Annotated in this window: 21 protein-coding genes; 10 read left to right on the forward strand and 11 right to left on the reverse strand. The window is 65.2% G+C overall.

The genetic code is table 11. From position 1 onward, the window contains the following. Positions 1-19 precede the first annotated feature (19 nt). Together greA and carB are read right to left on the reverse strand one after the other, a co-directional pair. Positions 20-496: a transcription elongation factor GreA gene (gene greA, locus JAO75_RS19365; protein WP_036351141.1), complete on the reverse strand. Its 477-nt coding sequence runs from the start codon at positions 494-496 to the stop codon at positions 20-22. Between the two features lie 106 nt (positions 497-602). Then, a complete protein-coding gene (gene carB / locus JAO75_RS19370; protein WP_199050787.1) occupies positions 603-4,073 on the reverse strand; it encodes a carbamoyl-phosphate synthase large subunit in 3,471 nt (1,156 codons plus the stop codon). Positions 4,074-4,273: 200 nt separating this feature from the next. Between carB and JAO75_RS19375 the strand changes: the two genes are divergently transcribed. Together JAO75_RS19375 and JAO75_RS19380 are read left to right on the forward strand one after the other, a co-directional pair. Continuing rightward, on the forward strand, positions 4,274-5,065 hold the full coding sequence (locus tag JAO75_RS19375; protein ID WP_199050788.1) for an SDR family NAD(P)-dependent oxidoreductase: 792 nt from the start codon (positions 4,274-4,276) through the stop codon (positions 5,063-5,065). Positions 5,066-5,096: 31 nt separating this feature from the next. Then, positions 5,097-5,492 (forward strand): GtrA family protein, encoded by a 396-nt coding sequence (locus tag JAO75_RS19380; RefSeq protein WP_199050789.1) that lies wholly within the window; start codon positions 5,097-5,099, stop codon positions 5,490-5,492. Positions 5,493-5,495: 3 nt separating this feature from the next. Here the strand turns inward: JAO75_RS19380 and JAO75_RS19385 are convergent, their stop codons facing one another. Together JAO75_RS19385 and JAO75_RS19390 are read right to left on the reverse strand one after the other, a co-directional pair. Further along, on the reverse strand, positions 5,496-6,185 hold the full coding sequence (locus JAO75_RS19385) for a class I SAM-dependent methyltransferase (RefSeq protein WP_199050790.1): 690 nt from the start codon (positions 6,183-6,185) through the stop codon (positions 5,496-5,498). 23 nt (positions 6,186-6,208) lie between these two features. Continuing rightward, positions 6,209-6,670, reverse strand: a complete 462-nt coding sequence (locus JAO75_RS19390) for a MarR family winged helix-turn-helix transcriptional regulator (protein ID WP_199050791.1) — start codon at positions 6,668-6,670, stop codon at positions 6,209-6,211. Positions 6,671-6,822: 152 nt separating this feature from the next. On the opposite strand from JAO75_RS19390, the gene JAO75_RS19395 reads away from it, so the two are divergent. Then, positions 6,823-7,242 carry an organic hydroperoxide resistance protein gene (locus tag JAO75_RS19395; RefSeq protein ID WP_199050792.1) on the forward strand — a complete coding sequence of 140 codons (420 nt, stop codon included), beginning with the start codon at positions 6,823-6,825 and terminating at the stop codon, positions 7,240-7,242. Positions 7,243-7,395: 153 nt separating this feature from the next. On the opposite strand, the gene JAO75_RS19400 is transcribed toward JAO75_RS19395, so the two are convergent. The 3 genes from JAO75_RS19400 to carA form a co-directional block, all read right to left on the reverse strand. Then, positions 7,396-7,944, reverse strand: a complete 549-nt coding sequence (locus JAO75_RS19400; protein WP_199050793.1) for a cupin domain-containing protein — start codon at positions 7,942-7,944, stop codon at positions 7,396-7,398. Between the two features lie 80 nt (positions 7,945-8,024). Beyond that, positions 8,025-8,399, reverse strand: a complete 375-nt coding sequence (locus JAO75_RS19405; protein ID WP_199050794.1) for a hypothetical protein — start codon at positions 8,397-8,399, stop codon at positions 8,025-8,027. Positions 8,400-8,527: 128 nt separating this feature from the next. Then, a complete protein-coding gene (carA, locus tag JAO75_RS19410; RefSeq protein WP_199050795.1) occupies positions 8,528-9,739 on the reverse strand; it encodes a glutamine-hydrolyzing carbamoyl-phosphate synthase small subunit in 1,212 nt (403 codons plus the stop codon). Between the two features lie 142 nt (positions 9,740-9,881). On the opposite strand from carA, the gene JAO75_RS19415 reads away from it, so the two are divergent. Continuing rightward, positions 9,882-10,340: a GatB/YqeY domain-containing protein gene (locus tag JAO75_RS19415; RefSeq protein ID WP_199050796.1), complete on the forward strand. Its 459-nt coding sequence runs from the start codon at positions 9,882-9,884 to the stop codon at positions 10,338-10,340. A gap of 111 nt (positions 10,341-10,451) precedes the next feature. On the opposite strand, the gene JAO75_RS19420 is transcribed toward JAO75_RS19415, so the two are convergent. Further along, positions 10,452-11,030 carry a cysteine hydrolase family protein gene (locus JAO75_RS19420; protein ID WP_199050797.1) on the reverse strand — a complete coding sequence of 193 codons (579 nt, stop codon included), beginning with the start codon at positions 11,028-11,030 and terminating at the stop codon, positions 10,452-10,454. A 118-nt stretch (positions 11,031-11,148) separates the two neighbouring features. Between JAO75_RS19420 and JAO75_RS19425 the strand changes: the two genes are divergently transcribed. Continuing rightward, positions 11,149-11,583 carry an Lrp/AsnC family transcriptional regulator gene (locus JAO75_RS19425; RefSeq protein ID WP_199050798.1) on the forward strand — a complete coding sequence of 145 codons (435 nt, stop codon included), beginning with the start codon at positions 11,149-11,151 and terminating at the stop codon, positions 11,581-11,583. A 68-nt stretch (positions 11,584-11,651) separates the two neighbouring features. On the opposite strand, the gene JAO75_RS19430 is transcribed toward JAO75_RS19425, so the two are convergent. Beyond that, positions 11,652-12,416 carry an invasion associated locus B family protein gene (locus JAO75_RS19430; RefSeq protein WP_199050799.1) on the reverse strand — a complete coding sequence of 255 codons (765 nt, stop codon included), beginning with the start codon at positions 12,414-12,416 and terminating at the stop codon, positions 11,652-11,654. Positions 12,417-12,582: 166 nt separating this feature from the next. Here JAO75_RS19430 and JAO75_RS19435 point away from each other — a divergent pair, with 166 nt between their 5' ends. The 3 genes from JAO75_RS19435 to JAO75_RS19445 all read left to right on the forward strand — a co-directional run bounded on the left by JAO75_RS19435 (position 12,583) and on the right by JAO75_RS19445 (position 15,237). Next, entirely contained in the window at positions 12,583-12,825 is a 243-nt protein-coding gene (locus JAO75_RS19435; RefSeq protein WP_199050800.1) for a hypothetical protein, read from the forward strand. A 104-nt stretch (positions 12,826-12,929) separates the two neighbouring features. Further along, positions 12,930-13,088, forward strand: coding sequence for a hypothetical protein (locus JAO75_RS19440; protein ID WP_199050801.1), 159 nt, complete (start codon positions 12,930-12,932; stop codon positions 13,086-13,088). Next, positions 13,078-15,237, forward strand: a complete 2,160-nt coding sequence (locus JAO75_RS19445) for a PAS domain-containing sensor histidine kinase (protein WP_246742611.1) — start codon at positions 13,078-13,080, stop codon at positions 15,235-15,237. Before JAO75_RS19440 ends, JAO75_RS19445 begins: the two co-directional genes overlap by 11 nt. A gap of 30 nt (positions 15,238-15,267) precedes the next feature. Here the strand turns inward: JAO75_RS19445 and JAO75_RS19450 are convergent, their stop codons facing one another. Continuing rightward, positions 15,268-15,489: a hypothetical protein gene (locus tag JAO75_RS19450; protein ID WP_199050803.1), complete on the reverse strand. Its 222-nt coding sequence runs from the start codon at positions 15,487-15,489 to the stop codon at positions 15,268-15,270. Positions 15,490-15,500: 11 nt separating this feature from the next. Next, a complete protein-coding gene (locus JAO75_RS19455; protein WP_199050804.1) occupies positions 15,501-17,639 on the reverse strand; it encodes a M10 family metallopeptidase C-terminal domain-containing protein in 2,139 nt (712 codons plus the stop codon). A gap of 309 nt (positions 17,640-17,948) precedes the next feature. Here JAO75_RS19455 and dnaG point away from each other — a divergent pair, with 309 nt between their 5' ends. Beyond that, positions 17,949-19,841 carry a DNA primase gene (gene dnaG, locus JAO75_RS19460; RefSeq protein WP_199050805.1) on the forward strand — a complete coding sequence of 631 codons (1,893 nt, stop codon included), beginning with the start codon at positions 17,949-17,951 and terminating at the stop codon, positions 19,839-19,841. A gap of 195 nt (positions 19,842-20,036) precedes the next feature. Beyond that, complete coding sequence (rpoD, locus tag JAO75_RS19465; protein WP_199050806.1) at positions 20,037-22,034, forward strand: RNA polymerase sigma factor RpoD; 1,998 nt, start codon at positions 20,037-20,039, stop codon at positions 22,032-22,034. The last annotated feature ends 36 nt before the right edge of the window (positions 22,035-22,070 follow it).

Raw genomic sequence — 22,070 nt, forward strand, 5'->3', positions numbered from 1 at the left:
TGAAGCCCCCTTCTTCGCATCAGGCGCCGAACTGGACGCCGACAACCTCGTAGGACTTGCCGCCGCCGGGGGTCGAAACCTCCACCGTGTCGCCGATGGTCTTGCCCATGAGGGCGCGGGCGATGGGGGAGGCGACCGAGACGCGGCCGGAGCGCACGTCGGCTTCGGGCTCGCCCACGATTTGGTAGGTCTTCTCCTCCTCGGTGTCCTCGTCCACGAGCTTGACGGTCGCGCCGAACTTGATCCGGTCGCCCGAGAGCTTGGTGATGTCGATGACCTCGGCCCGGGAGATCAGGCTCTCCAGCTCGAGGACGCGTCCTTCATTGAGGGACTGGGCTTCCTTGGCGGCATGATATTCGGCGTTTTCCGACAGGTCGCCAAGCGCGCGGGCTTCCGCAATCGCCTGGATGATCCGGGGGCGTTCCACCTGCTGCCGGTGCTTGAGCTCCTCCTCGAGCGCCGCAAAACCCTTGATCGTCAGAGGGACCTTGTCCATCGTTTGTCTCGTCCAAAAAGAGGTACGAGGCCGCTGTTCCCAGCGCCCTCGCATGTCAACGAAAACTTACCAGAAGCTTCGCAGTTCCAATGTGAGGCCGGATGCCTCAGGCAAAGTATTCCTGAAGCGCCCGGACTTCGAGATCGCCGCTGAGATAGGCCTTGATGCCCTCGGCTGCGGCGACCGCTCCTGCAAGAGTGGTGTAGTAAGGTATCTTATGCAAGAGGGCCGCTTGTCGTAAAGACCGGGAATCCGACAGGGCCCCGGCCCCTTCGGTGGTATTGAAGACGAGCTGGATGTCGCCGTTCTTCATGGCGTCGACCACGTGGGGGCGGCCTTCCAGCACCTTGTTGATCCGCCGGGCCTTGACGCCCTGCTCCTCGAGATACCGCTGGGTCCCGGCCGTGGCCACGATCTGGAATCCGGCTTCCTCCAGCATCTTCACCGCCGGCAGGATGCGCGGCTTGTCCGAGTCGCGGATCGAGACGAACAGGGTGCCGGTCTTGGGCAGCTGGCTTCCGGCTCCGAGCTGGCTTTTGGCGAAGGCCACCCCGAAGCCCCGGTCGAGGCCGATGACCTCGCCCGTGGAGCGCATCTCGGGCCCGAGCAGCACGTCGACGCCCGGGAAGCGGTTGAAGGGGAACACGGCTTCCTTCACGGCAATATGCGGCAGCTCCTTCGGCGTGAGGCCGAAGTGGCTGAGGCTCTCGCCGGCCATGATGCGGGCCGCGATCTTGGCCACGGGCTCGCCGATCACCTTGGCCACGAAGGGCACGGTCCGCGAGGCGCGGGGGTTCACCTCCAGCACGTAGATCGTGCCGTCCTTGATGGCATATTGCACGTTCATCAGGCCGCCGACCTCGAGGGCAAGCGCCAGGGCCTTCGTCTGACGCTCCAGCTCGGCGATAATCTCCGGCGACAGGGAGCGCGGCGGCAGCGAGCAGGCGGAATCGCCCGAATGGATGCCTGCCTCCTCGATATGCTCCATGATGCCGGCAATGAAGGTGTCCTTGCCATCGCAGAGGCAGTCCACGTCCACCTCGATGGCGTCCGAGAGGTAGCGGTCGAAGAGCAGCGGGTTCTTGCCCAGAACCGTGTTGATCTGGCCGGTCTTGTCGTTGGGGTAACGGGCCTTGATGTCCGACGGGATCAGGCTCGGCAGGGTGCCGAGCAGGTAATCCTCGAACTGCGCCTCGTCGCGGATGATCGCCATGGCCCGGCCGCCGAGCACATAGGATGGGCGCACCACGAAGGGCAGGCCGAGTTCGGCCGCGATCAGGCGGGCCTGCTCCACCGAATAGGCGATGCCGTTCTTGGGCTGCTTCAGGTGCAGCTTGTCCAGCAGGCGCTTGAACCGGTCCCGGTCCTCGGCAAGGTCGATGGCCTCCGGCGAGGTGCCGAGGATCGGCACGTCGGCCTCTTCCAGGGCGCGGGCGAGCTTGAGCGGGGTCTGGCCGCCGAACTGCACGATCACGCCGTGGAGCGTGCCCTTCGAGCGCTCGGTCTCGATGATTTCCAGCACGTCTTCCTGCGTCAGCGGCTCGAAATAGAGCCGGTCGGAGGTGTCGTAGTCGGTCGAGACCGTCTCCGGGTTGCAGTTGATCATGATGGTTTCATAGCCCGCGTCCTTGAGCGCGAAGCAGGCATGACAGCAGCAATAATCGAACTCGATGCCCTGGCCGATGCGGTTCGGCCCGCCGCCGAGGATGATGACCTTCCTGGCGTCCGACGGGTTGGACTCGTCCGCCGGAGTGCCTGCGAACGGGGCCGTATAGGTCGAGTACATGTAGGCGGTGGGCGAGGCGAACTCCGCCGCGCAAGTATCGATACGCTTGAACACCGGACGCACGGACAGCGAGCGGCGCTGCTCGCGCACCTCGGCCTCGGTCTTGCCGGTGAGCACGGCGAGGCGGGCATCCGAGAAGCCGAGGGCCTTGATCTGGCGGAAAGCGCCGGGCGTCTGCGGCAGGCCGTGGGCCTTCACCTTGGCTTCCATGTCGATGATGTCCTGGAGCTGCTCCAGGAACCAGCGGTCGATCTTGCACGACTCGTAGACCTCGTCGTGGCTGACGCCGAGGCGCAGGGCCTGGGCCACTTTGAGGATCCGGTCGGGCGTGGGGGTGCCGATGGCCGCTTTGATGGCGTTCTTGTCGTCGCCCTTGCCGAGGCCCTCGATCTCGATCTCGTCGAGGCCGGTGAGGCCCGTCTCCAGCGAACGGAGCGCCTTCTGGAGCGATTCCGGGAACGAGCGGCCGATGGCCATGGCCTCGCCTACGGATTTCATGGCGGTGGTGAGCGTCGGCTCGGCGCCGGGGAACTTCTCGAAGGCGAAGCGCGGGATCTTGGTGACCACATAGTCGATGGTCGGCTCGAAGGAGGCCGGCGTCGCGCCGCCCGTGATGTCGTTGGCGATCTCGTCCAGCGTGTAGCCGACGGCGAGCTTGGCCGCGACCTTGGCGATGGGGAAGCCCGTGGCCTTGGAGGCGAGCGCCGACGAGCGCGACACGCGTGGGTTCATCTCGATCACGATCATGCGCCCGTTCTCCGGGTTGATCGCGAACTGCACGTTGGAGCCGCCGGTCTCGACGCCGATCTCGCGCAGCACCGCCAGCGAGGCGTCGCGCATGATCTGGTATTCCTTGTCGGTGAGCGTCAGCGCAGGCGCGACGGTGATCGAGTCGCCGGTATGCACGCCCATCGGGTCGAAGTTCTCGATGGAGCAGATGATGATGCAGTTGTCCGCCTTGTCGCGGACGACCTCCATCTCGTACTCCTTCCAGCCGAGCACGCTCTCCTCGATCAGCACCTCGTTGGTGGGCGAGGCGTCGAGGCCGCGCTCCACGATGTCGAGGAATTCCTCGCGGTTATAGGCGATGCCGCCGCCGGTGCCGCCCATGGTGAAGGAGGGGCGCAGGATCGCCGGCAGGCCCACCTCGGCGAGAGCCAGCAGGGCCTCGCCCATGGCGTGCTCCTGATAGCGCTTGCGCCGCTCGTTCTCGCCCGCATCCCACTTGAGCTTGTAGGCGGCGATCATGCGCTTCTTGTCGCCCGGATGAATGTCGAGCGCTTCCATGCGGGCGAGCTCGGCCAGATAGGCGTCGCGGTCGGCCTTCTTGAGAGCGGAAGCATTGGCGAGACGGGATTTCGGCGTATCGAGGCCGATCTTGGTCATGGCCTCGCGGAAGAGCTGGCGGTCCTCGGCCTTGTCGATGGCCTCCGCCGTGGCGCCGATCATCTCCACGTTGAACTTGTCGAGCACGCCCATCTTTTTCAGCGACAGGGCGCAGTTGAGCGCCGTCTGGCCGCCCATGGTGGGCAGGATCGCGTCCGGGCGCTCCTTCTCGATGATCTTGGCGACGATCTCGGGCGTGATCGGCTCCACATAGGTGGCGTGCGCGAGATCGGGGTCCGTCATGATCGTGGCGGGGTTCGAGTTCACCAGGATGATGCGGTAGCCTTCCTCCTTCAGGGCCTTCACGGCCTGGGTGCCCGAATAATCGAACTCCACGGCCTGGCCGATGATGATCGGACCGGCGCCGATGATGAGAATGGAGGAGATGTCTGTCCGCTTTGGCATTGGGCCACCCAGGCGTGTCCAGCCGCGCGGCCGTAAAGCTACGGCGCTTCGAGCGCAGCCGGGATGTGATCGGATTATAGGTTGAGGGAGGCTCTTACACGGACCTTGGGCAAATTCAAAGGCCCGAGCCATGAATTAGACAGCCAATGTCCATGCTGTAGGATCCGCCGGGACCGAGTCGGCAGGGGAGTTGGGAAAACATGGCCATAGCTGATGAACTGCGCTGGACGGTCGTAACGGGAGCCTCCAGCGGGATCGGCGCGGAACTGGCCCGCGTTTTCGCGGCCCGGGGCTACCCGCTGGTCCTCACCGCCCGGCGGCACGAGCGGCTGGAGGCGCTGGCCCACGAGATCCGCCAAGCCCACGGCGTTCCGGTCGAGATCATGGCCCTCGACCTCGAAGACCGGGAGGCGCCCCAGGATTTGGCCGAGATGCTTCGGGAACGGGGCATCGCGGTCCATACCCTCGTGAACAACGCCGGGTTCGGGCTGCGCGGATACTTTGCGTCTCTTCCGCACGAGAAGCAGCTGGCGATGATCGACCTCAACGTCACGGCGCTCACCTCCCTGTCCCGCCTGATGCTGCCGGGGATGATCGAGCGTCGGCGGGGCGGGATCCTGAACGTCGCCTCGACCGCAGCCTTCCAGGCCGGGCCCTACATGGCGGTCTATTACGCCACGAAGGCTTTCGTCCTGTCCCTGTCCGAGGCTCTGCACGACGAGGCCAAGCCCCACGGCGTGACCGTGACGGCCCTCTGCCCCGGCCCCACGGAGAGCGAGTTCTCGGATACGGCGGGCCTGAAGGATTCCCGCCTCTTCAAGGCCGGCGCCATGTCCTCGGCCGAGGTCGCCCGCATAGGCATAGAGGGCTACGAGGCGGGCCGGGCCATCGTCGTTCCGGGCGCGAAGAACCGGGTGGGCACCATCGGGGCCAAGCTCATGCCACGCTTCCTGTCGCGCCGGATCGCCGGGCTTCTGCAGGGAATAAAGTGACGGGCGGGGCAGAAGCCGCTATCGAAGTCTCGTGACCGCCTCTCGCCCCCTTCACCGTCTTGCCCGCCAGTTCACCGCCTTCTTCGGTGTGGGCCTTGTCGCGGCCGTCATCCATTATGGCCTCCTGATCGGCCTCGTGGAGGGCGCGAGCCTTCATCCGGTTCCTGCGACCCTGGCCGGTTACGTGGCGGGAGGGCTGGTGTCATATGCTCTCAACCGCCGGCACACCTATGGCAGCGAGCGTCCGCACCGGGAGGCGACCTGGCGCTTCGCCGTGGTGGCCCTCATCGGCTTTCTCGTGACCTGGTTCCTCATGCACGCCTTCACAGTCTGGCTCGGCGGCCCCTATCTCCCGTCGCAGATCGTCACCACGGGCGTCGTGATGGTGTGGAGCTTCATGGCGCACAAGGCGTGGACCTTCGCCTGAGGATCAGGCCGGCCGTCCCACGAAGGTCATGCGTGCCTGATTGTGCCCGAGATTGCGTAGCGAGCGCTCCGGCCTGAACCCTGCATCCTCCAGGAGATCGACAATCTCCTCCTCGCTGTACTGCGCAAGCCCCACTTCCTCGCGGATCTTGCGGTATTCGGAAAAGGCCGTGCGGGCGAGGCCGGTCAGGGCCGAGCGCAGGAAGCCGCCCTGCCAGGCGAAGGAGAGCAGCGCCCTGGCATCGGTGACGGGGCTGATGTCGGGCGGGATGATGTCGCCGAGGATCAGCCTGCCGTCCTCCTTCAGCTTGTCGTGGGCAAGCTTCAGAAGGGCGCGGAACTCATCGAGCGACAGGTATTGGACGAGGGAGTTCACCACGATCAGATCGAAGGAAGCGTCCGGCAGATCGGCGACATCGTCGGTCGACAGCACGGTGATCCGACCGTTGCCCTTGTACCGCTCGTTCAGGCGCTCGCGCACCAGCGGGGCCGCATCGCTCAAAGTGAGCTGGGCGCATTTCGCCGCGATCTTGTCGGCAAACAGCGCCTCGCCGCAGCCATAGTCCAGCACCGCCGCATCGGGGGAGGGGATGAGGCCGATGATGTCGTTGGCGATCAGCCGATAGTGCAGCAGCTTGTGCCGCTCGCCCGTATAGATCGGCGTGTCCTGGTTCCAGTAGTCGCGCCAGTTCATCGATAAAGCTTTCCCTGCCCGGTTCAGGATTTTGCCGATAGCGAGGCCGAGTCATGAAGCCTGCCGCGCAGTTTCGCAACCTGCTCGGTCAGTGCGCGCAGTTCATCCATCGGAAGGCCCAGCACGCAGCCGACCTCCTTCGGGATCTCCTCGGCCTTCTCCCGCAGGGCGCGCCCGGTCTCGGTGAGTGAAATCCGGACTTGCCGCTCGTCCTTCCTGTCCCGCGCCCGGCGGATGTGGCCTGCGCTTTCGAGCCGCTTCAGCAGCGGCGTCAGGGTGCCGGAATCGAGAAAGAGCCGGTCCCCGATCTCCTTCACGGTGAGTTCGTCCTGCTCCCAGAGCACCAGCAGAACCACGTATTGCGGATAGGTCAGGCCGAGCGGGTCCAGGAACTGGCGATAGGCCCGGCTGAAGGCATGGGAGACGGAATAGAAGGCGAAGCACAACTGGTTGCTCAGCGCCAGGGGACTGGGGTTTGTCGTCATCGTCAACTCCAACTGCAACCAACTTACGAAAGAAATAGGTTGCGCACAATCTAAATCGGGTTTATGGCTCTATATAGATTGTACGCAATTGAATTGTAAGCGTGCAGTCTGACAGCCTGACAAGCAGGTGTGACAATGCAAGGAGCACTCCGATGACCCCTCTCTACACAGCCCATGCCTCGGCCCAAGGCGGCCGCGAAGGCGTCGCCGCTTCCAATGACGGAAAGCTGGAGGTTCGCCTCTCCACGCCGAAGGAACTCGGCGGCGCGGGCGGTGAGGGGACCAATCCTGAGCAGCTCTTCGCAGCCGGCTACTCCGCCTGCTTCCTGGGCGCCCTGAAGTTCGTGGCGTCCCAGAGCAAGGTCACGCTCCCGGCGGAAACCTCCGTTGAGGCGTCTGTCGGCATCGGCAAGCGTGACGACGGTGCGGGCTTCGGTCTGGTGGTCGAGTTGAAGGCCAGCCTGCCGGGTCTGCCCCAGGAGCAGGCGACGGACCTGCTGCACAAGGCCGATGTGGTGTGCCCGTATTCGCACGCCATCCGCGGCAACGTGCAGGTCACGCTGTCGGTCTAAAGCATTCCAGGCGAAGCGAACCCGGTTCGCCTGAAGTGCGACAACCCAAGAAAGAGAGATGATCTCACTGTCCTGAGATCCTCTCCATAAAAAATCATCGACGCCGTAGGGGCGAAGGCCTCCTGCTCACCGGGCAGGGGGCCTTTTTCATGGTCAGGTCCACAGCTTCATGAGCGGCCCGTCGGCACCGTCCACAGGGTCGGCACCGGGCAGGGGCACCTGGGCGATCCGCTGCTGCGAGGAGGCCAGCGCCTTGGGATCGTCGCGGACGGTGTCGTAATCGGCTCCGTTCGGATAGGCGCCCACCACGGCGAAGTCGTCGCTGGCGTTGATCAGCGCGTGCGCGACGCCGGCCGGAATGACCACCACGTCGCCCATGGTGACGGAGACGAGATCGCCCTCCTCGCCGCCGAAGCGGATCTGGCCCGAACCCGACACGATGCCCAGCACCTCATGGGTGTTGGGGTGGTAGTGGTGATAATCGTGGATGCTGTCGAGCCACGCATTCGTCCAGCCGTTCTTGGCGAAGGTCGCCTTGAAGGCCTTGGTCGGATCGTCCTGAGAGGGCGGGATCGCCCCGCGGCGGACGATCAGCGGCAGCGACGAGTTCGGCACGATGCCGTTGCTGCGGAACACGTACGTGTCCGTTCCGAGCGGTGCATTGTAGCCGTGCGGATCGCCGTATCCTTTCGCCTTCGCCATGCGTCTCTCCCTTCAGGTTGGGGAGGGAACGCTCGGGGCAGGCGAAAGATCGAGCGGGGCCGTTGGAAAGATTCCAGACCCTACATGCCGATCAGCATCGCCGCGACGGCACGGTCGATGGACAGGTAGAACATGCCGAAGGCCACCAGGGCGGCGATGCCGAACTCGATGATCTGGTTCTTGAAGATGCGAACCTGGGCAAAGAGGTTCTGGCCGAAGATCGAGATCAGCCAGGCCGTGGTGAGCACCACCGGGAAGATGAAGAGATAGGACCAGGTGCTCTCGACCGTGCCGACGTTGGTCGGGTCGATCAGCGGGCGGATGTTGCGCACCCACGGGGCATAGGCAGCCGCATAGAGCGAGGTCAGCCAGGCGAGCGTGACGGCGATGCCGAGGTGGAACGTGAACAGGTTGTGCAGCCGGCTGAATTCGCCGGAATCGTCATCGAAATCCATGGATGAAACACCCCCAAATCAAGAACCGGAATCATTTGTTTTTTATGGTTAATGATCGGTTACCGTGATTTGGGCGGCTGGCGCAACCGACCCGTTTGTCGCGGCGCCAGCCAATGGGCACTTTATTATCAGGCCTGTGACTTCTTCTCGTCCATCAGCTGCACGAAGCGGTCGAACAGGTAATGGCTGTCCTGCGGGCCGGGCGAGGCCTCCGGGTGGTACTGCACCGAGAAGGCCGGGCGGTCGGTGAGCGAGATGCCGCAATTGGAACCGTCGAACAGGGACACGTGGGTCTCCACGGCGTTCGTTGGCAGGGTCTCCGGATCCACCGCAAAGCCGTGGTTCATGGAGGTGATCTCCACCTTGCCGGTGGTCCTGTCCTTCACCGGGTGGTTCGCCCCGTGATGGCCCTGGTGCATCTTCTTGGTCTTGGCGCCGACCGCCAGGCTCAGCATCTGGTGGCCGAGGCAGATGCCGAAGGTCGGGATCTTCTCGTCGAGCACCTTGCGGATCACCGGGACTGCATATTCCCCGGTGGCGGCCGGGTCGCCGGGGCCGTTGGAGAGGAACACGCCGTCGGGCTTCAAGGCCAGCACGTCCTCGGCCGTGGCGGTGGCGGGCACCACCGTGACCTTGCAGCCGGCCTGGGCCAGAAGCCGCAGGATGTTGCGCTTCACGCCGTAATCGATCGCCACCACGTGGTGCTTCGGTGCGCCGTCCTGCTGGCCATAGCCCTCGCCCCGGTTCCAGGTGGTCTCGTCCCAGTCGAAGCGCTGGCCGCTGGTGACCAGCGGCACGAGGTCCTGCCCGTCCATGGACGGAAGGGCGGCGGCCTTGGCCTTGAGGGCCTCGATGTCGAACTGCCCCTCCGGGTCGTGGGCGATGACCGCGTTGGGCATGCCCCTGTCGCGGATGAGGGCGGTGAGCGCCCGGGTGTCGATCCCTGTGAGGCCGACGATGCTGCGGGCCTTCAGCCACGCATCGAGGTCGCGGGAGGCGCGCCAGTTGGACGGCTCGGTGATCGTCGCCGCCAGCACGACGCCGCGCACGCCCGAGGACGAGGCGGCATTGACGCTCTCGATGTCTTCCTCGTTGGTGCCCACATTGCCGATATGCGGGAAGGTGAAGGTGATGATCTGGCCGGCATAGGACGGGTCCGTGAGGATCTCCTGGTAGCCGGTCATGGCGGTGTTGAAGCAGACCTCGCCGGTCGCCTCGCCGACGGCGCCGATGCCGAAGCCCTCGAGAACCGTGCCGTCCTGGAGCACGAGAACGGCCGTCGCGCGCGGCTCGGTCCAGCCACCCGAGGAGGACCCGGTGGTGTCTTTGTCTTGCAGCATCGTCATGATCTCTTTAAGTCCGGGGCCAATGGGCCGTGCTTGAGCAGGCCGCTAGCGGGCCGCCCTTGAACTGTCCTCGTGACTTAAGGGGCGTTCCGCATTCCGTCAACGCTCAGGCGACTTAAAAACCAAGGAGATCTCGATGCTGCGCGAACGTTTCACCGCCGACATGAAGGAGGCCATGAAGGCCGGGGAAAAGGGCAAGCTCGGCGCCATCCGGTTGATCCAGGCGGCCCTCAAGGACAAGGACATCGAGGCCCGCGGCGCCGGCAAGGAGCCGCTCTCCGACGAGGAGATCCTGGCTCTTCTCCAGAAGATGGTGAAGCAGCGCCAGGAATCGATCGCCATGTACGAGCAGGGCGGCCGCACGGAGCTGGCCCAGCAGGAGAAGGACGAGGTCGCGGTCATCACCTCCTACCTGCCGCAGCAGATGGACGAGGCCGAGACGAAGGCCGCCATCGAGGCCGCCATCGCCGAGACCGGCGCCGCCTCCATGAAGGACATGGGCAAGGTCGTCGGCGTGCTCCGCGCCAAGTACGCCGGCCGCATGGACTTCGCCAAGGCGAGCGGCCTCGTGAAGGACATGCTGCCGAAGGGGTGAAGCCTCTCAGCCGCTTCGCCGTCATCCCCGGACTTAATCCGGGGATCCTCGTCTTTGCCGCGGTTGAAGACGTGGATGGCCGGAACAAGTCCGGCCATGACGATGAGGATTTCAGGCAGCCGCCGCTGCAGACCTCTTGAGCGAGCCGACGATCTCCGCCGTCGTCATCACCTTGGCGAACTCGAAGCGCAGGGTCGCCACGTGAGCCTGATGGCTCGCCCTCGCCGGGATCGTGCCGCCCTGTCCGTCGGGCAGGTCGAAGCAGTCGCAGGCATCCTCCGCGAGGATCATCTCGTAGCCGAGATTGGCCCCGGTCCTGACGGTCGTCGACACGCACATGTCCGTGGTGATGCCGAAAACCACGACCCTGCGGATGCCGAGGCGCTTCAGGCGCAGGTCGAGATCGGTGCCGATGAAGGCGGCGTTGACGCTTTTTGCCACGACCGGTTCGCCGTCGCGGGGCTCGAAGCCGGGCCGGAAGGCATTGCCCGGCTGGCCTAGTGCCAGGGTCGAGCCGGGCTCGACGGAATCGTGCTTCACGTGAATGATCGGCAGGCCCCGGGCCCGCCAGGCATCGAGCAGGGCCAGGCCGTTGCGGTCGACGGCGTCGTTCCACCGACGCGGCCAGGAGGGACCGTCGAAGGCCTGCTGCATGTCGACGGGAAGAAGAACGGTCTGGGTGAAGGTCATGGGGATCATCTCCTTGATGGTCCCCTGTCTTCGCCTGTCACGGCGCCGGTTTCACTGGACAAGATGACCGGTCGACCGGCTAAGTGCCGGTCGAGACGACGGTAAGGCGGCATTCGGCATGATGCTGGACGACAAAGACAAGATCCTGATCGCGGCCCTGCGCAGGAACGCCCGCGAGAGCCTCGTGGGGCTTGCCCGCAACGTCGGGCTGTCGCGCAGCGCCACCCAGGAGCGGATGCGCCGCCTGGAGCGGGAAGGGGTCATCAAGGCCTACACGGTGGAGCTGGCCTCGGCCCAGGATCCCGGCGTGCGGGCCATGATCGCCGTCACCTTCGAGCCGGGCTTCCGCTGCAAGCAGGTGGTGCCCCGCCTTGCGGGCATCCCGGAGGTGGTCGCGTGCCATTCGCTGACCGGCTCCATTGACCTGATGGTCAACGTGGCCTGCGACTCGAACGCGACCCTCAACCGGATCCGGGACATGGTCGCCTCCGTGCCGGGCGTGGCCACCGCCACGACCCACATCGTCCTCGCGACGGAATGGGCGCGGGACTAGGTCGTTCACCACCGTCAGCTCAAGGCTGGTTCGGGCTGACGGCGGAGGATGCGATGTCAGGGCTGGCCCTAGTTGCCGGGCTTGGCGGCAGGCGCCGCGGCATTGGCCTCAGGGGCTTGGCCGGGATTGGCGAACGGGCTCGTGCGGCGGTTGCGGGCTTCTTCCGCCTGCTTCTGGAGCTCCTCCTGGATCTTCTTCTGCTGCTCGGCCAAAACCTGCGGATCGACCGGCGGGCCGTCGAAGGCCTTGCCGAAACCGTCCATCGGCACCGTGAAGGCCACTTCCTTGCCGGCCTGGTTCCGGGCGCTGACGGTCAGGACCGCGCCCTTCTTGAGGGTGGCGACCAGGTCGTCCTTCACGGCCGCCTCGGCGAAGCAGCCATGCGGGAAACAGGCTGAGTAGCGGCCGGCCACCGGCTGGCTTTTCTCCGCCGAGATCCGGATGCCGGGCGGCACGAGCAGGCCGAGCGGCATGAGGACCCGCAGGGTCTTGGGCGCGTTCTTGGCCTTCACGTCATAGAGAGCCACGGCCAGGACGCGCTGCCCCTTGTCGGTGACGAAATCGCGCGTGGTGTAGCAGATTTCGGCCTTCGCCTGCTGGTCCGTGGCGCAGACCTTGGTCCATTCCGGCTGGGCCGGCGATGGCTTGAGCCCGACCACCACGGGGGCGGCCGCCGGAGGCTGGGCCTGCTGGTTCTTGGGCGCGGGCTGCTCCTTTTGTGCAGGCTGCTTCGGCTTCGGAGCCTGTCCCGAGGTCTGTGCCAGAGTCGGCAGAGGGCTGAGCGCCAGCATGGCGGCGATCGCAGCTCCAGGAAGGCGGGAAGAGAAGTTCATTTCGGGAGTTTTCCTCTCGTTGGATCGGACTGTCGCTGGCCGGCTCTCCCGGCAGGCGCGTGGCGCTCGGCTGGAACCCGCCTCGGGCATCGGCCGTCTATCGGGGAGGTTGATGTCAGAATTTGGATGACGAGCCGTTCAGGCCTATGTGCAGGAGATCGCGCGAATGAACAAGGGATTTGGCGTAACCGTCACCGTGCCGCAGCCGGACGGTCGGGAACCCAAGACCGCTCCGCTGGTGGTCGTGGCCCGTGACGAGCGCGATGCCGAGCTGGTTGCCGCTAAGGCAGCAGGGCCGCAGGCCTCCGCCGAGACGCTGCGCGAACTCACGGACGAGGAGGTTCTGGCCTACGATCTCGATCTCCAGGCGCATGGCAGCGCCAAGGTCCTGCCCATCCTCAACCTCTAGCCCTCGGGTCAGGGCGAACGGCCGCAGCTTTCGGCATCATCGTATGATGTTCAAGCTGCGGCTTTGCTGCTAGGCAGATTAGAGATCCTCCAAACTCCTCTCCAATGTCCTTGCAGTCCATCATCGCCGTGTCCCCGATCCATCTGCCGATCCTGTCCGCCGCTACCGGGGTGGGGCGAAGCCGTGACGGGCATGGGACAGTTGCGATCGTCGTGAAGGGCGACCGGGAGGATCGGAGCACCGGTGAGCGCAATGCACGGTAAGCCGGACGCTTCCGTGCGCTCTCCAGGAGATGCCCCGACAGACCGCCTGCGCCTCTTCTTCCAGCAGGCGCCCGGCATGATCGCCATCCTCAGCGGGCCCAATCACGTCTTCGAGTTCGCCAACACGGCCTATCTCGATCTCGTCGGCCGGCAGGAGGTCGTCGGCAAGCGGGTGCGCGACGTGCTGCCCGAGCTGGAGGAGCAGGGCACCGTCGCGCTGCTCGACCAGGTGTATGCCACGGGGGAGCCGTTCATCGGACGGCGGATGCCCGTCGCTTTCCGGCGACAGGCGAACGCTCCGGCGGAAACCCGCTACATGGACTTCGTCTATCAGCCGGTGTTGGACGATGAGGCTCGGGTGACCGGCATTTTCGCCCAGGGCTTCGACGTGACCCGGCAGGTCGAGACCGAGGCAGCCTTCAGCGAGAGCGAGGCCCGGTATCGGCTCTTTTCAGAGGAGACTCGGGAAGGCGTGGTCGTCCACAACGGCGACGTCATTCTCGACTGCAACCCGGCCTATGCCCGGGTTTTCGGCTACGCTGATGCCGCCGAGGTGATTGGGCTGCCCAGCACGGCCTTCGTGACGCCGCGCAGCGCACCCCTGCTTCGGGAGAAGGGCGCCAGCGGCGACGAGGAGCCCTACGAGATCGAGGCGATCCGTAAGGACGGCTCCGTCTTTCCGGCCGAGTTCGTGGGGCGCGTGGCCACATGGAAGGGCCAGAAGGTGCGCATCGGCCTCGCCCGCGACCTGACCGAACGCAAGCGGCGCGAGGCGGCACTGCGCGACAGCGAGGCCCATTTTGCCGCGATTTTCGACCAGTCCGCCGCCGGATTCGGCGAGGTCGATCTGACGGGGCGCTTTCTCCGGGTCAACGACCGCTTCTGCGAAATCTCGGGCTATACCCGGGAGGAGCTTCTGAGCGGCCGTCGCATGCAGGACATCACCCATCCCGACGACTTGCCCGAGAACGTCCGCCTTTTCCGGCATGCCGTCGAATCCGGCGAACCGTTCGAGATTGAGAAGCGCTACATCCGGCCGGACGGTTCGGATGTGTGGGTCAGCAACACGGTGACGCTGATCCGCAACGAGGCGGGGCAGCCGCAAACGGTTGCGTCGGTGAGCCTCGACCTCACGGCCCGGCGCGAGGCCGAAGCCGCCCTGCGCCAGAGCGAGTCCCGCCTTCGCCTTGCACTCGATGCCGGCCGGATGGCCGTGTGGGTCAGCGACACGCGCACCAATTCCGTGACAACTTCGCCGGAACTCAACCGCCTTCTGGGCTTCCCGGAGGATGCGACGCCCGCCATCGAGGAGGTTAGGGCCCGCTATGCGCCGGGGGCTCGGGAACGGCTCCAGGCTGCGGCTGCGGCTGCGCTCGGACGGGGTGAGCGCTATGCCGAGGAGGAACTCGAGATCGTCTGGCCGGACGGCTCCCACCATTGGCTGCTTCTCAGGGCAGACCTGGAGGTCTCGTCCGGGGCGGAGGGCGCCGCCTATGTCAGGGCAACAGGCGTCGCCTTCGATGTTACTGAACGCAAGCTGTGGGAGGAGCGCCAGCGCCTTCTGATCAACGAGCTGAACCACAGGGTCAAGAATACGCTCGCCACCGTGCAATCCCTTGCGACCCAGAGCTTCCGCAATACGGGCGCCGGCAACGGGCCGAACTTCACGGCCTTCCAGGAGCGCCTGTTCGCCTTGGCCCGCGCCCATGACATTCTCACCCGCGACAACTGGGAGGGAGCCGAGCTTCGCGACATCGTGGGCGAGGTGATCGAACCCTATTGCCGCCTGTCCAGCGGGCGCTGCGACATCGATGGTCCTCGTGTCCGGCTCACGCCGAGCATGGCGCTCGCCCTGTCCATGGCCGTTCATGAGCTTGCCACCAATGCGGCGAAGTACGGGGCTTTGTCGGTGCCGGAAGGCCAGGTGTCGATCTCGTGGTCGGTCATGCCCGGCAAGCCGAGAGAGCTGACCCTGTGCTGGCAGGAGCGGTGCGGTCCTCCCGTGGCATTGCCGGAGCGCAAGGGGTTCGGCACAAGGCTGATCGAACGAAGCCTCGCACAGGAGCTCGCAGGCGAGGTGAGCCTCGCCTACGTTCCCACGGGAGTGGTGTGCACGGTCAAGGCTCCGCTGCCGGAGGCAATGGCTTAGGCACGGCCGGAATTGGGCCGCCGCTCCCGCTCAGGGGCGCGGCCTCGGGATCGGGCTCGAGTGCCGCGGCTTGGGAGCCTCCACGAGCCGGAACCGCACGGGAGCGGATGTCCAGCCGGACGGCAGCCGCAGGGGGACCTCGCAGGTCGTAAAGAGGCTTTGTCCCTCGGCATTCATGACCTCGAAGACATAGCCGGGCCGCTGGAGCTGCGGGCACTCCTTCCAGCGCTCGAAATCAACCCACTCGCCCAAGACCCTCTCCGTTACAGATAAAAATCCGCCGTCCTCAGCAGCACGACCTTCGACAGGCGGATCTGAAGATCGGCCACCGCGTCGCCGTTCACGTCGCCCGACAGCACGCCGCCACGGAGGTTCAGCTGCCCGGCATGGCCCGTGAAGGCATGGCCGCCGATGAACGAGAACGCCTGGTTGCCGGAAATGGTCGTATCGGCATCGATGTTCCGCAGGTGGATCCTGTCCGTGCCGGACACGAAGTCCACGATGGTATCCCGCGCGCGCGGCGCGCTGTCGCTCAGGGCCTTGAACACGAAGAGATCGCTCCCTGACCCACCGGACAGAACATCGGCACCTGCACCGCCATACAGGGTGTCGCGACCGCTGGAACCAGAGAGGGTGTCGGCTCGGAGACCGCCATCGAGATAATCGTTGCCGTCGCCCCCCTTGAGCCGATCTGCGCCGCCGCGACCGTAGAGGCGGTCCGATCCGGAGCCGCCCGTGAGAGCGTTCGCGGCATTGTTGCCTCTCAGATTGTCGGCATGGGTGCTGCCGATCAGGTTCTCGATGCTGACATACCGGTCGCCCGAGGCATCCCGCGTGTTTCTCCATGCAGCCATCAGATCGGCGGTAACGCCGGCCCCGGCGGTGGCATAGCTGGCCGTGTCGGTCCCGGTGCCGCCCTCAAGAGTATCGCGGCCCGCCCCGCCGATGAGAAGGTCGTTTCCGGCCAGGCTGCTGATCCGGTCGTTGCCCTGAGCGCCGTCGAGCCTGTCAGCGGCGCCAGTGCCGGTGAGCACGAGATCCTGCCTGGCCAGGGGATCCCCGGCGACGGACGGTTCGTCCGTCACAGGCGGCTCCACCGCGACGGATGGCTCCTCCGCGATGACCTGCACGACGGGAGGCTCGGCGATCACCGTCTGCTCGGCGGCGGTGAGTTCCGCGAGCGCGTAGGCTCTGTCGCTGAACTGGAACGTCTCGATGTTCCGGACGATGTCCGTGCCGTCCGGTGCGCCCTTGCGCAGGTCCATGACCTTCAGCGACCCGTCTGCCAGCAGGGTGACGCCGTAATCCGAGCGCCGGCTGCCGAACACTGCGATGTCGCTCCCGGCTCCGCCGTCGAGCAGGTCGTCGCCTTCCGCGCCCGTGAGCCTGTCGTTGCCGGCATTGCCCTTGAGCGTGTTCGCCGCCTGATTGCCGACAATCGTGTCCGCGCCCGATCCGCCCACGACATTCTCGATCAGAGAGCGTGTATCGCCCCGATGGAGCAGGGCGTTGGCGATGTTGCCGGCTGCAAGCCGCGAACCGTCATAGCGCAGCTTGGCGAGCTGGCCTGCGGCCGTGGTGGTCCAGCCTCCGGGCCGCAGATCGACCTTCAGGTTGGTGCCGTAATTGGAAAAATCATAGGTGTCGTTACCGCCGCCGTCCCAGATCGTCAGCAGGATCCTGTTGCCCCCCGGGGCTCCCTGACCGACGCCGTCGATGAACATCTCGCCGGTCGTGGCGCTCCAGCGATAGACCGTCCCGGCGCTGTTGGCGGCGTAGTTGGCGCCGTAGAGATGCTGCAGGGCAGCGATGTCGAGCATCATCAGCGACTGGGCGTAGCCCCAGGTCTCGTTGACGTAGCCGCGCGTCGTCGAGGCCCCGATATAGGACCGGTAGCTCATGACCGTGTACTCCATGGAGTCGCGGTCGGCCGGCATGCCGGCCTCATGAGGATGCTCCAGTCCGAGGGAGTGCCCGATCTCGTGAATGAAGGTTGCGAACGCGTAGTTGCCCTTCACAGGCTTGCTGTACGCGCCGCTCGATTTGTTGAACCAGGCATCGCCCCCCTCGGCAGCCGTGGTCGGGTAATAGGCCCATGCGGTGCTGGGCAGGTCGGACTGGCCGAAACGCAGATCTGCATGGGTGGTCGCCGTCTCGGCGATTTCCGTGAAGGTGAGGTTCGCCACGGAGGCGAACATGGACAGGGCGGCACGAGCGGTCGCCTGCTGGAGAGGGTTGAGAACACCGAAGCTGGCGGGTTCACCCTCGCCGTAGGATGTGCCGTAGAGGGAGGCGCTTGTCGGGAAGCTGTAGGTGAAATCGTTGACGGCCCATTTCAGGTTTCCGAGAAGGCCGTCGATGTAAGTATCGCCAGTCGAACCGATTGCTGTAACAGCGGGCATTGGCCCTTGCTCCAAAAGAACTTCGTTACGGGATTTTAAATACTGAAAAATGTTGGCACTTGGCCGTTAATAATCTTGAAACAAACGACGCGACTTACTCAGAAACTGACTCCTGCATGGCAGGCGAATCAGAAGGGTAAGCGGTCGGCCGGGCCTTGAGAAGGTGCTTTCCGGGGTCTGCGACGAGGTTCCCTCCGACCTGGACGGCCCGCTCCTGTGGATTGCGTGCAAAGGAAAGCGTGGCCTTTGGGTTTTTAACTCGGCCGCAGCCGCCCTAGGTTATGCAACAGGTTTGGAGATTCACGCCTCGTGCGATACCCGCCCCAAATCCTTGAAGAGATCCGCGCCCGGCTGCCGGTTTCGGCCGTGGTCGGCAAGCGCGTGCGTCTCAAGAAGGCCGGGCGGGAGTGGAAGGGGCTGTCGCCCTTCAACGCGGAGAAGACGCCGAGCTTCTACGTGAACGACCAGAAGCAGTTCTACCATTGCTTTTCCTCCGGCAAGCACGGGGATATCTTCACCTTTCTCATGGAGACGGAGGGGCTGTCCTTCCCTGAGGCCGTCGAGCGCTTGGCGGGCGAAGCGGGGGTGCCCCTGCCCAAGCTGTCCCAGGAGGACCGGCAGGAGGAGGTCAAGCGCAAGAGCCTCTACGACGTCATGGAACTGGCCGCGGCGTTCTTCGAGGCCTCGCTGCAGGACCGGGTCGGGGCCAAGGCGCGGGACTATCTGGCCGGCCGAGCTTTAAGCCGGGACACGCAGGCGCGCTTCCGCATCGGCTATGCCCCCCCTGAACGGTTTGCCCTGCGCGACCATCTCGCCGGCAAGGGCGTGCCCATCGACATGATGGTGGAGGCGGGCCTCCTGATCGCCGCCGAGGACGTGAAGGTTCCTTATGACCGCTTCCGTGACCGGGTGATGTTCCCGATCTGCGACCTGCGCGGCCGGGTGATCGCCTTCGGCGGGCGCGCCATGAGCGCCGACGTGCCGGCCAAGTACCTGAACTCGCCGGATACGCCGCTCTTCAACAAGGGGCGGCTCCTCTACAACTACCATCTCGCCCGCCAGCCGGCCCATGACCGGGGCACCGTGATCGCGGTGGAAGGCTATGTGGACGTGATCTCGCTCAATGTCGCGGGCTTTGCCCATGCTGTCGCCCCGCTCGGCACGGCCCTCACGGAGGACCAGCTCACCCTGCTCTGGCGGCTGGCCGAGGAGCCGATCCTCTGCTTCGACGGCGACAAGGCCGGCCAGCGGGCCGCTTACCGGGCCCTGGATGTGGCCCTGCCGAACCTGATGCCTGGCAAGTCCCTGCGTTTTGCCATGCTGCCCGAGGGGCAGGACCCGGACGACCTCGCCCGCGGGGGAGGGCCTGCCGCCGTGGAGCGGGTGCTTGCCGCGGCCCGGCCCCTGGTGGATGTGCTCTGGACCCGGGAGTTCGAGGCGGGGCCCCTCGATACGCCCGAACGGCGGGCTGCCCTGGAGCGGCGGCTGCGCGAATCACTTGCCCTGATTCGCGACGAGACCCTGAAGAAATACTATCGGGAGGAGGTGGAAAGCCGCCTCGCGGCTTTAAGCCCCGACACCCGGGCCAACCGCTTCAACCGCCAGGGCGGCGGCCCGCGGCGGGACTTCCAGAAGCCTCAGCCCATGACGCCAAGCTCCCGCCTGAGCGTTTCGCCGATGCTTGCCCGGAGTGCGCTCTTTGCCGGCGGAACGGCCGAGTCCCCCCGGGAGGCGATGATCCTCTGCACCTTCCTGGTTCACCCGGAACTCCTTCAAAATCATGCGGAAACCCTTGCAGATCTTGAACTTGAACGCCGCTCCACCCAAATGGTGCGTAGTCTCCTGCTCGATGGAGCGGCGAGCGGCGAACCTGCCGACCTGACGGTCATGAGGGCCCGCCTTGAGCGAGCCGGTCTCACGGCCGAGGCCAGCAGGCTGACGGCCCTGGTCCGTCCCGGCGACCGGTGGATGCTGGATCCTCACGCGGATCCCTTGCGTCTAGAGGACGCATTGAGGCAAGCCATCACCTTGCATCGCCGCGCACGCACGTTACATAGCGAACTTCGAGCAGCCGAGCGCGCACTCGCCGAAGATGATAATGAGGCCAATCTCGCCTGGCTGCGGGAGGTCCAGAACCAGCTGTCTTCCGTCGAGGGTGCCGAGGCCGACATGGACGATGCAGGGATCCCCGGGGGTCACTGATGGTCAGGATTTCAAAACTGCGGCAGGTCGGGCGGCTGCCACAGTTTGAGCAGGAGATGGTTAACGGTTAGTCAGCGACTCACTGTTTATAATCGGGAATGAATTTCGGGTGGCGGAGCCTTCAAGGCTGGCCGCCCTTTCGCGCAGCGCAGGTCCTGTAGGGGGGACAGGCGGGGCGCTGGAGTTGAGCAAAGCATGGCAACGAAGACAACCGGCGGCGACGAAGGCGATACCACGACCACCGAGCAGCAGACCGATGGGCCTCTGCTCGACCTGAGCGATGCCGCCGTCAAGCGGATGATCAAGCTCGCGAAGAAGCGTGGCTATGTCACCTATGACGAGCTGAACGAGGTTCTGCCCCCCGAGGAATTCAACTCGGAGCAGATCGAGGATGTGCTCGGCCAGCTCTCCGAGATGGGCATCAACGTCGTCGAATCGGAAGAGGCGGACGAGGGCGAGAAGCCGGAAGCCGAGGAGGAGGAAGCCGAGGGCGGCGACCTCGTCGAGGCGTCCCAGACCCGCGCCGTCGCCGTTCGCGAGACCACGGCCAAGGAACCCACCGACCGCACGGACGATCCGGTGCGCATGTACCTGCGCGAGATGGGCTCGGTGGAGCTTCTCTCCCGCGAGGGCGAAATCGCGATCGCGAAGCGCATCGAGGCCGGCCGCGAGGCCATGATCGCGGGCCTGTGCGAAAGTCCCCTGACCTTCCAGGCCATCATCATCTGGCGCGACGAGCTCGTCGAAGGCCGGGTGCTGCTGCGCGACATCATCGACCTCGAGGCCACCTATGCGGGCCCCGACGGCAAGGGCGCGCCCAAGGTGGACGCTCTGGGCGAGGGCGAGGCGGAAGAAGAGACGCCCGAGACCGAGGAGGGGATGACCCCGCCCGAGGGCGATCTCGACGACGACGACATGGAGAACAACGTGTCGCTCTCGGCCATGGAGGCCGAGCTGAAGCCGCGCGTTCTCGAGACCTTCGACTCCATCGCCGACAACTACAAGAAGCTGCGCCGCCTGCAGGTCGAGCATGTGGAACAGCGCATGCAGAACAAGCAGCTGACCCCGGCCCAGGAGCGCAAGTACAAGGAACTCAAGGCGGATATCGTGGGAGCGGTGAAGTCGCTCTCGCTGAACAACAACCGCATCGAGGCCCTGGTCGAGCAGCTCTACGACATCAACAAGCGCCTCATCTCCCATGAGGGCCGTCTGATGCGCCTGGCCGAGAGCCACGGCGTCGCCCGCGAGGAGTTCCTCAAGCACTACCAGGGCTGGGAACTCGACCCGAAATGGGTGCTGCGGGTGTCCAAGCTCGGCGGCAAGGGCTGGAAGGACTTCGTTGCCAAGGCGAAGGACGGCATCCACGACCTGCGCGAGAACATCCACAATCTGGCGAGCGAGACCGGCCTGGAGATCCAGGAGTTCCGCCGCATCGTCATGATGGTGCAGAAGGGCGAGCGCGAGGCCCGTCAGGCGAAGAAGGAGATGATCGAGGCGAACCTGCGCCTCGTGATCTCCATCGCCAAGAAGTACACGAACCGCGGCCTGCAGTTCCTGGACCTGATTCAGGAGGGCAATATCGGCCTGATGAAGGCGGTGGACAAGTTCGAGTACCGGCGCGGCTACAAGTTCTCGACCTATGCCACCTGGTGGATCCGGCAGGCGATCACCCGCTCGATCGCCGACCAGGCCCGCACGATCCGCATTCCGGTGCACATGATCGAGACGATCAACAAGATCGTCCGCACCTCGCGCCAGATGCTGCACGAGATCGGCCGCGAGCCGACTCCGGAGGAATTGGCCGAGAAGCTCGCCATGCCGCTGGAAAAGGTGCGGAAGGTTCTCAAGATCGCCAAGGAGCCGATCTCCCTTGAGACGCCGATCGGCGACGAAGAGGATTCGCACCTCGGCGACTTCATCGAGGACAAGAACGCGATCCTGCCCATCGATGCGGCGATTCAGAGCAATCTTCGTGAAACAACGACGCGAGTTCTCGCATCGTTGACCCCGCGCGAGGAACGCGTGCTGCGCATGCGCTTCGGCATCGGCATGAACACCGACCACACCCTCGAGGAGGTCGGCCAGCAGTTCTCCGTGACCCGCGAGCGCATCCGTCAGATCGAAGCGAAGGCCCTGCGCAAGCTGAAGCATCCCTCGCGGAGCCGGAAGCTTCGGAGCTTCCTGGACAACTAGGCAATTTCGAAAGGCGGGCCTCGTGCCCGCCTTTTT

The sequence above is a fragment of the Microvirga splendida genome (genome assembly GCF_016427565.1).
Taxonomy (GTDB): Bacteria; Pseudomonadota; Alphaproteobacteria; order Rhizobiales; family Beijerinckiaceae; genus Microvirga; species Microvirga splendida.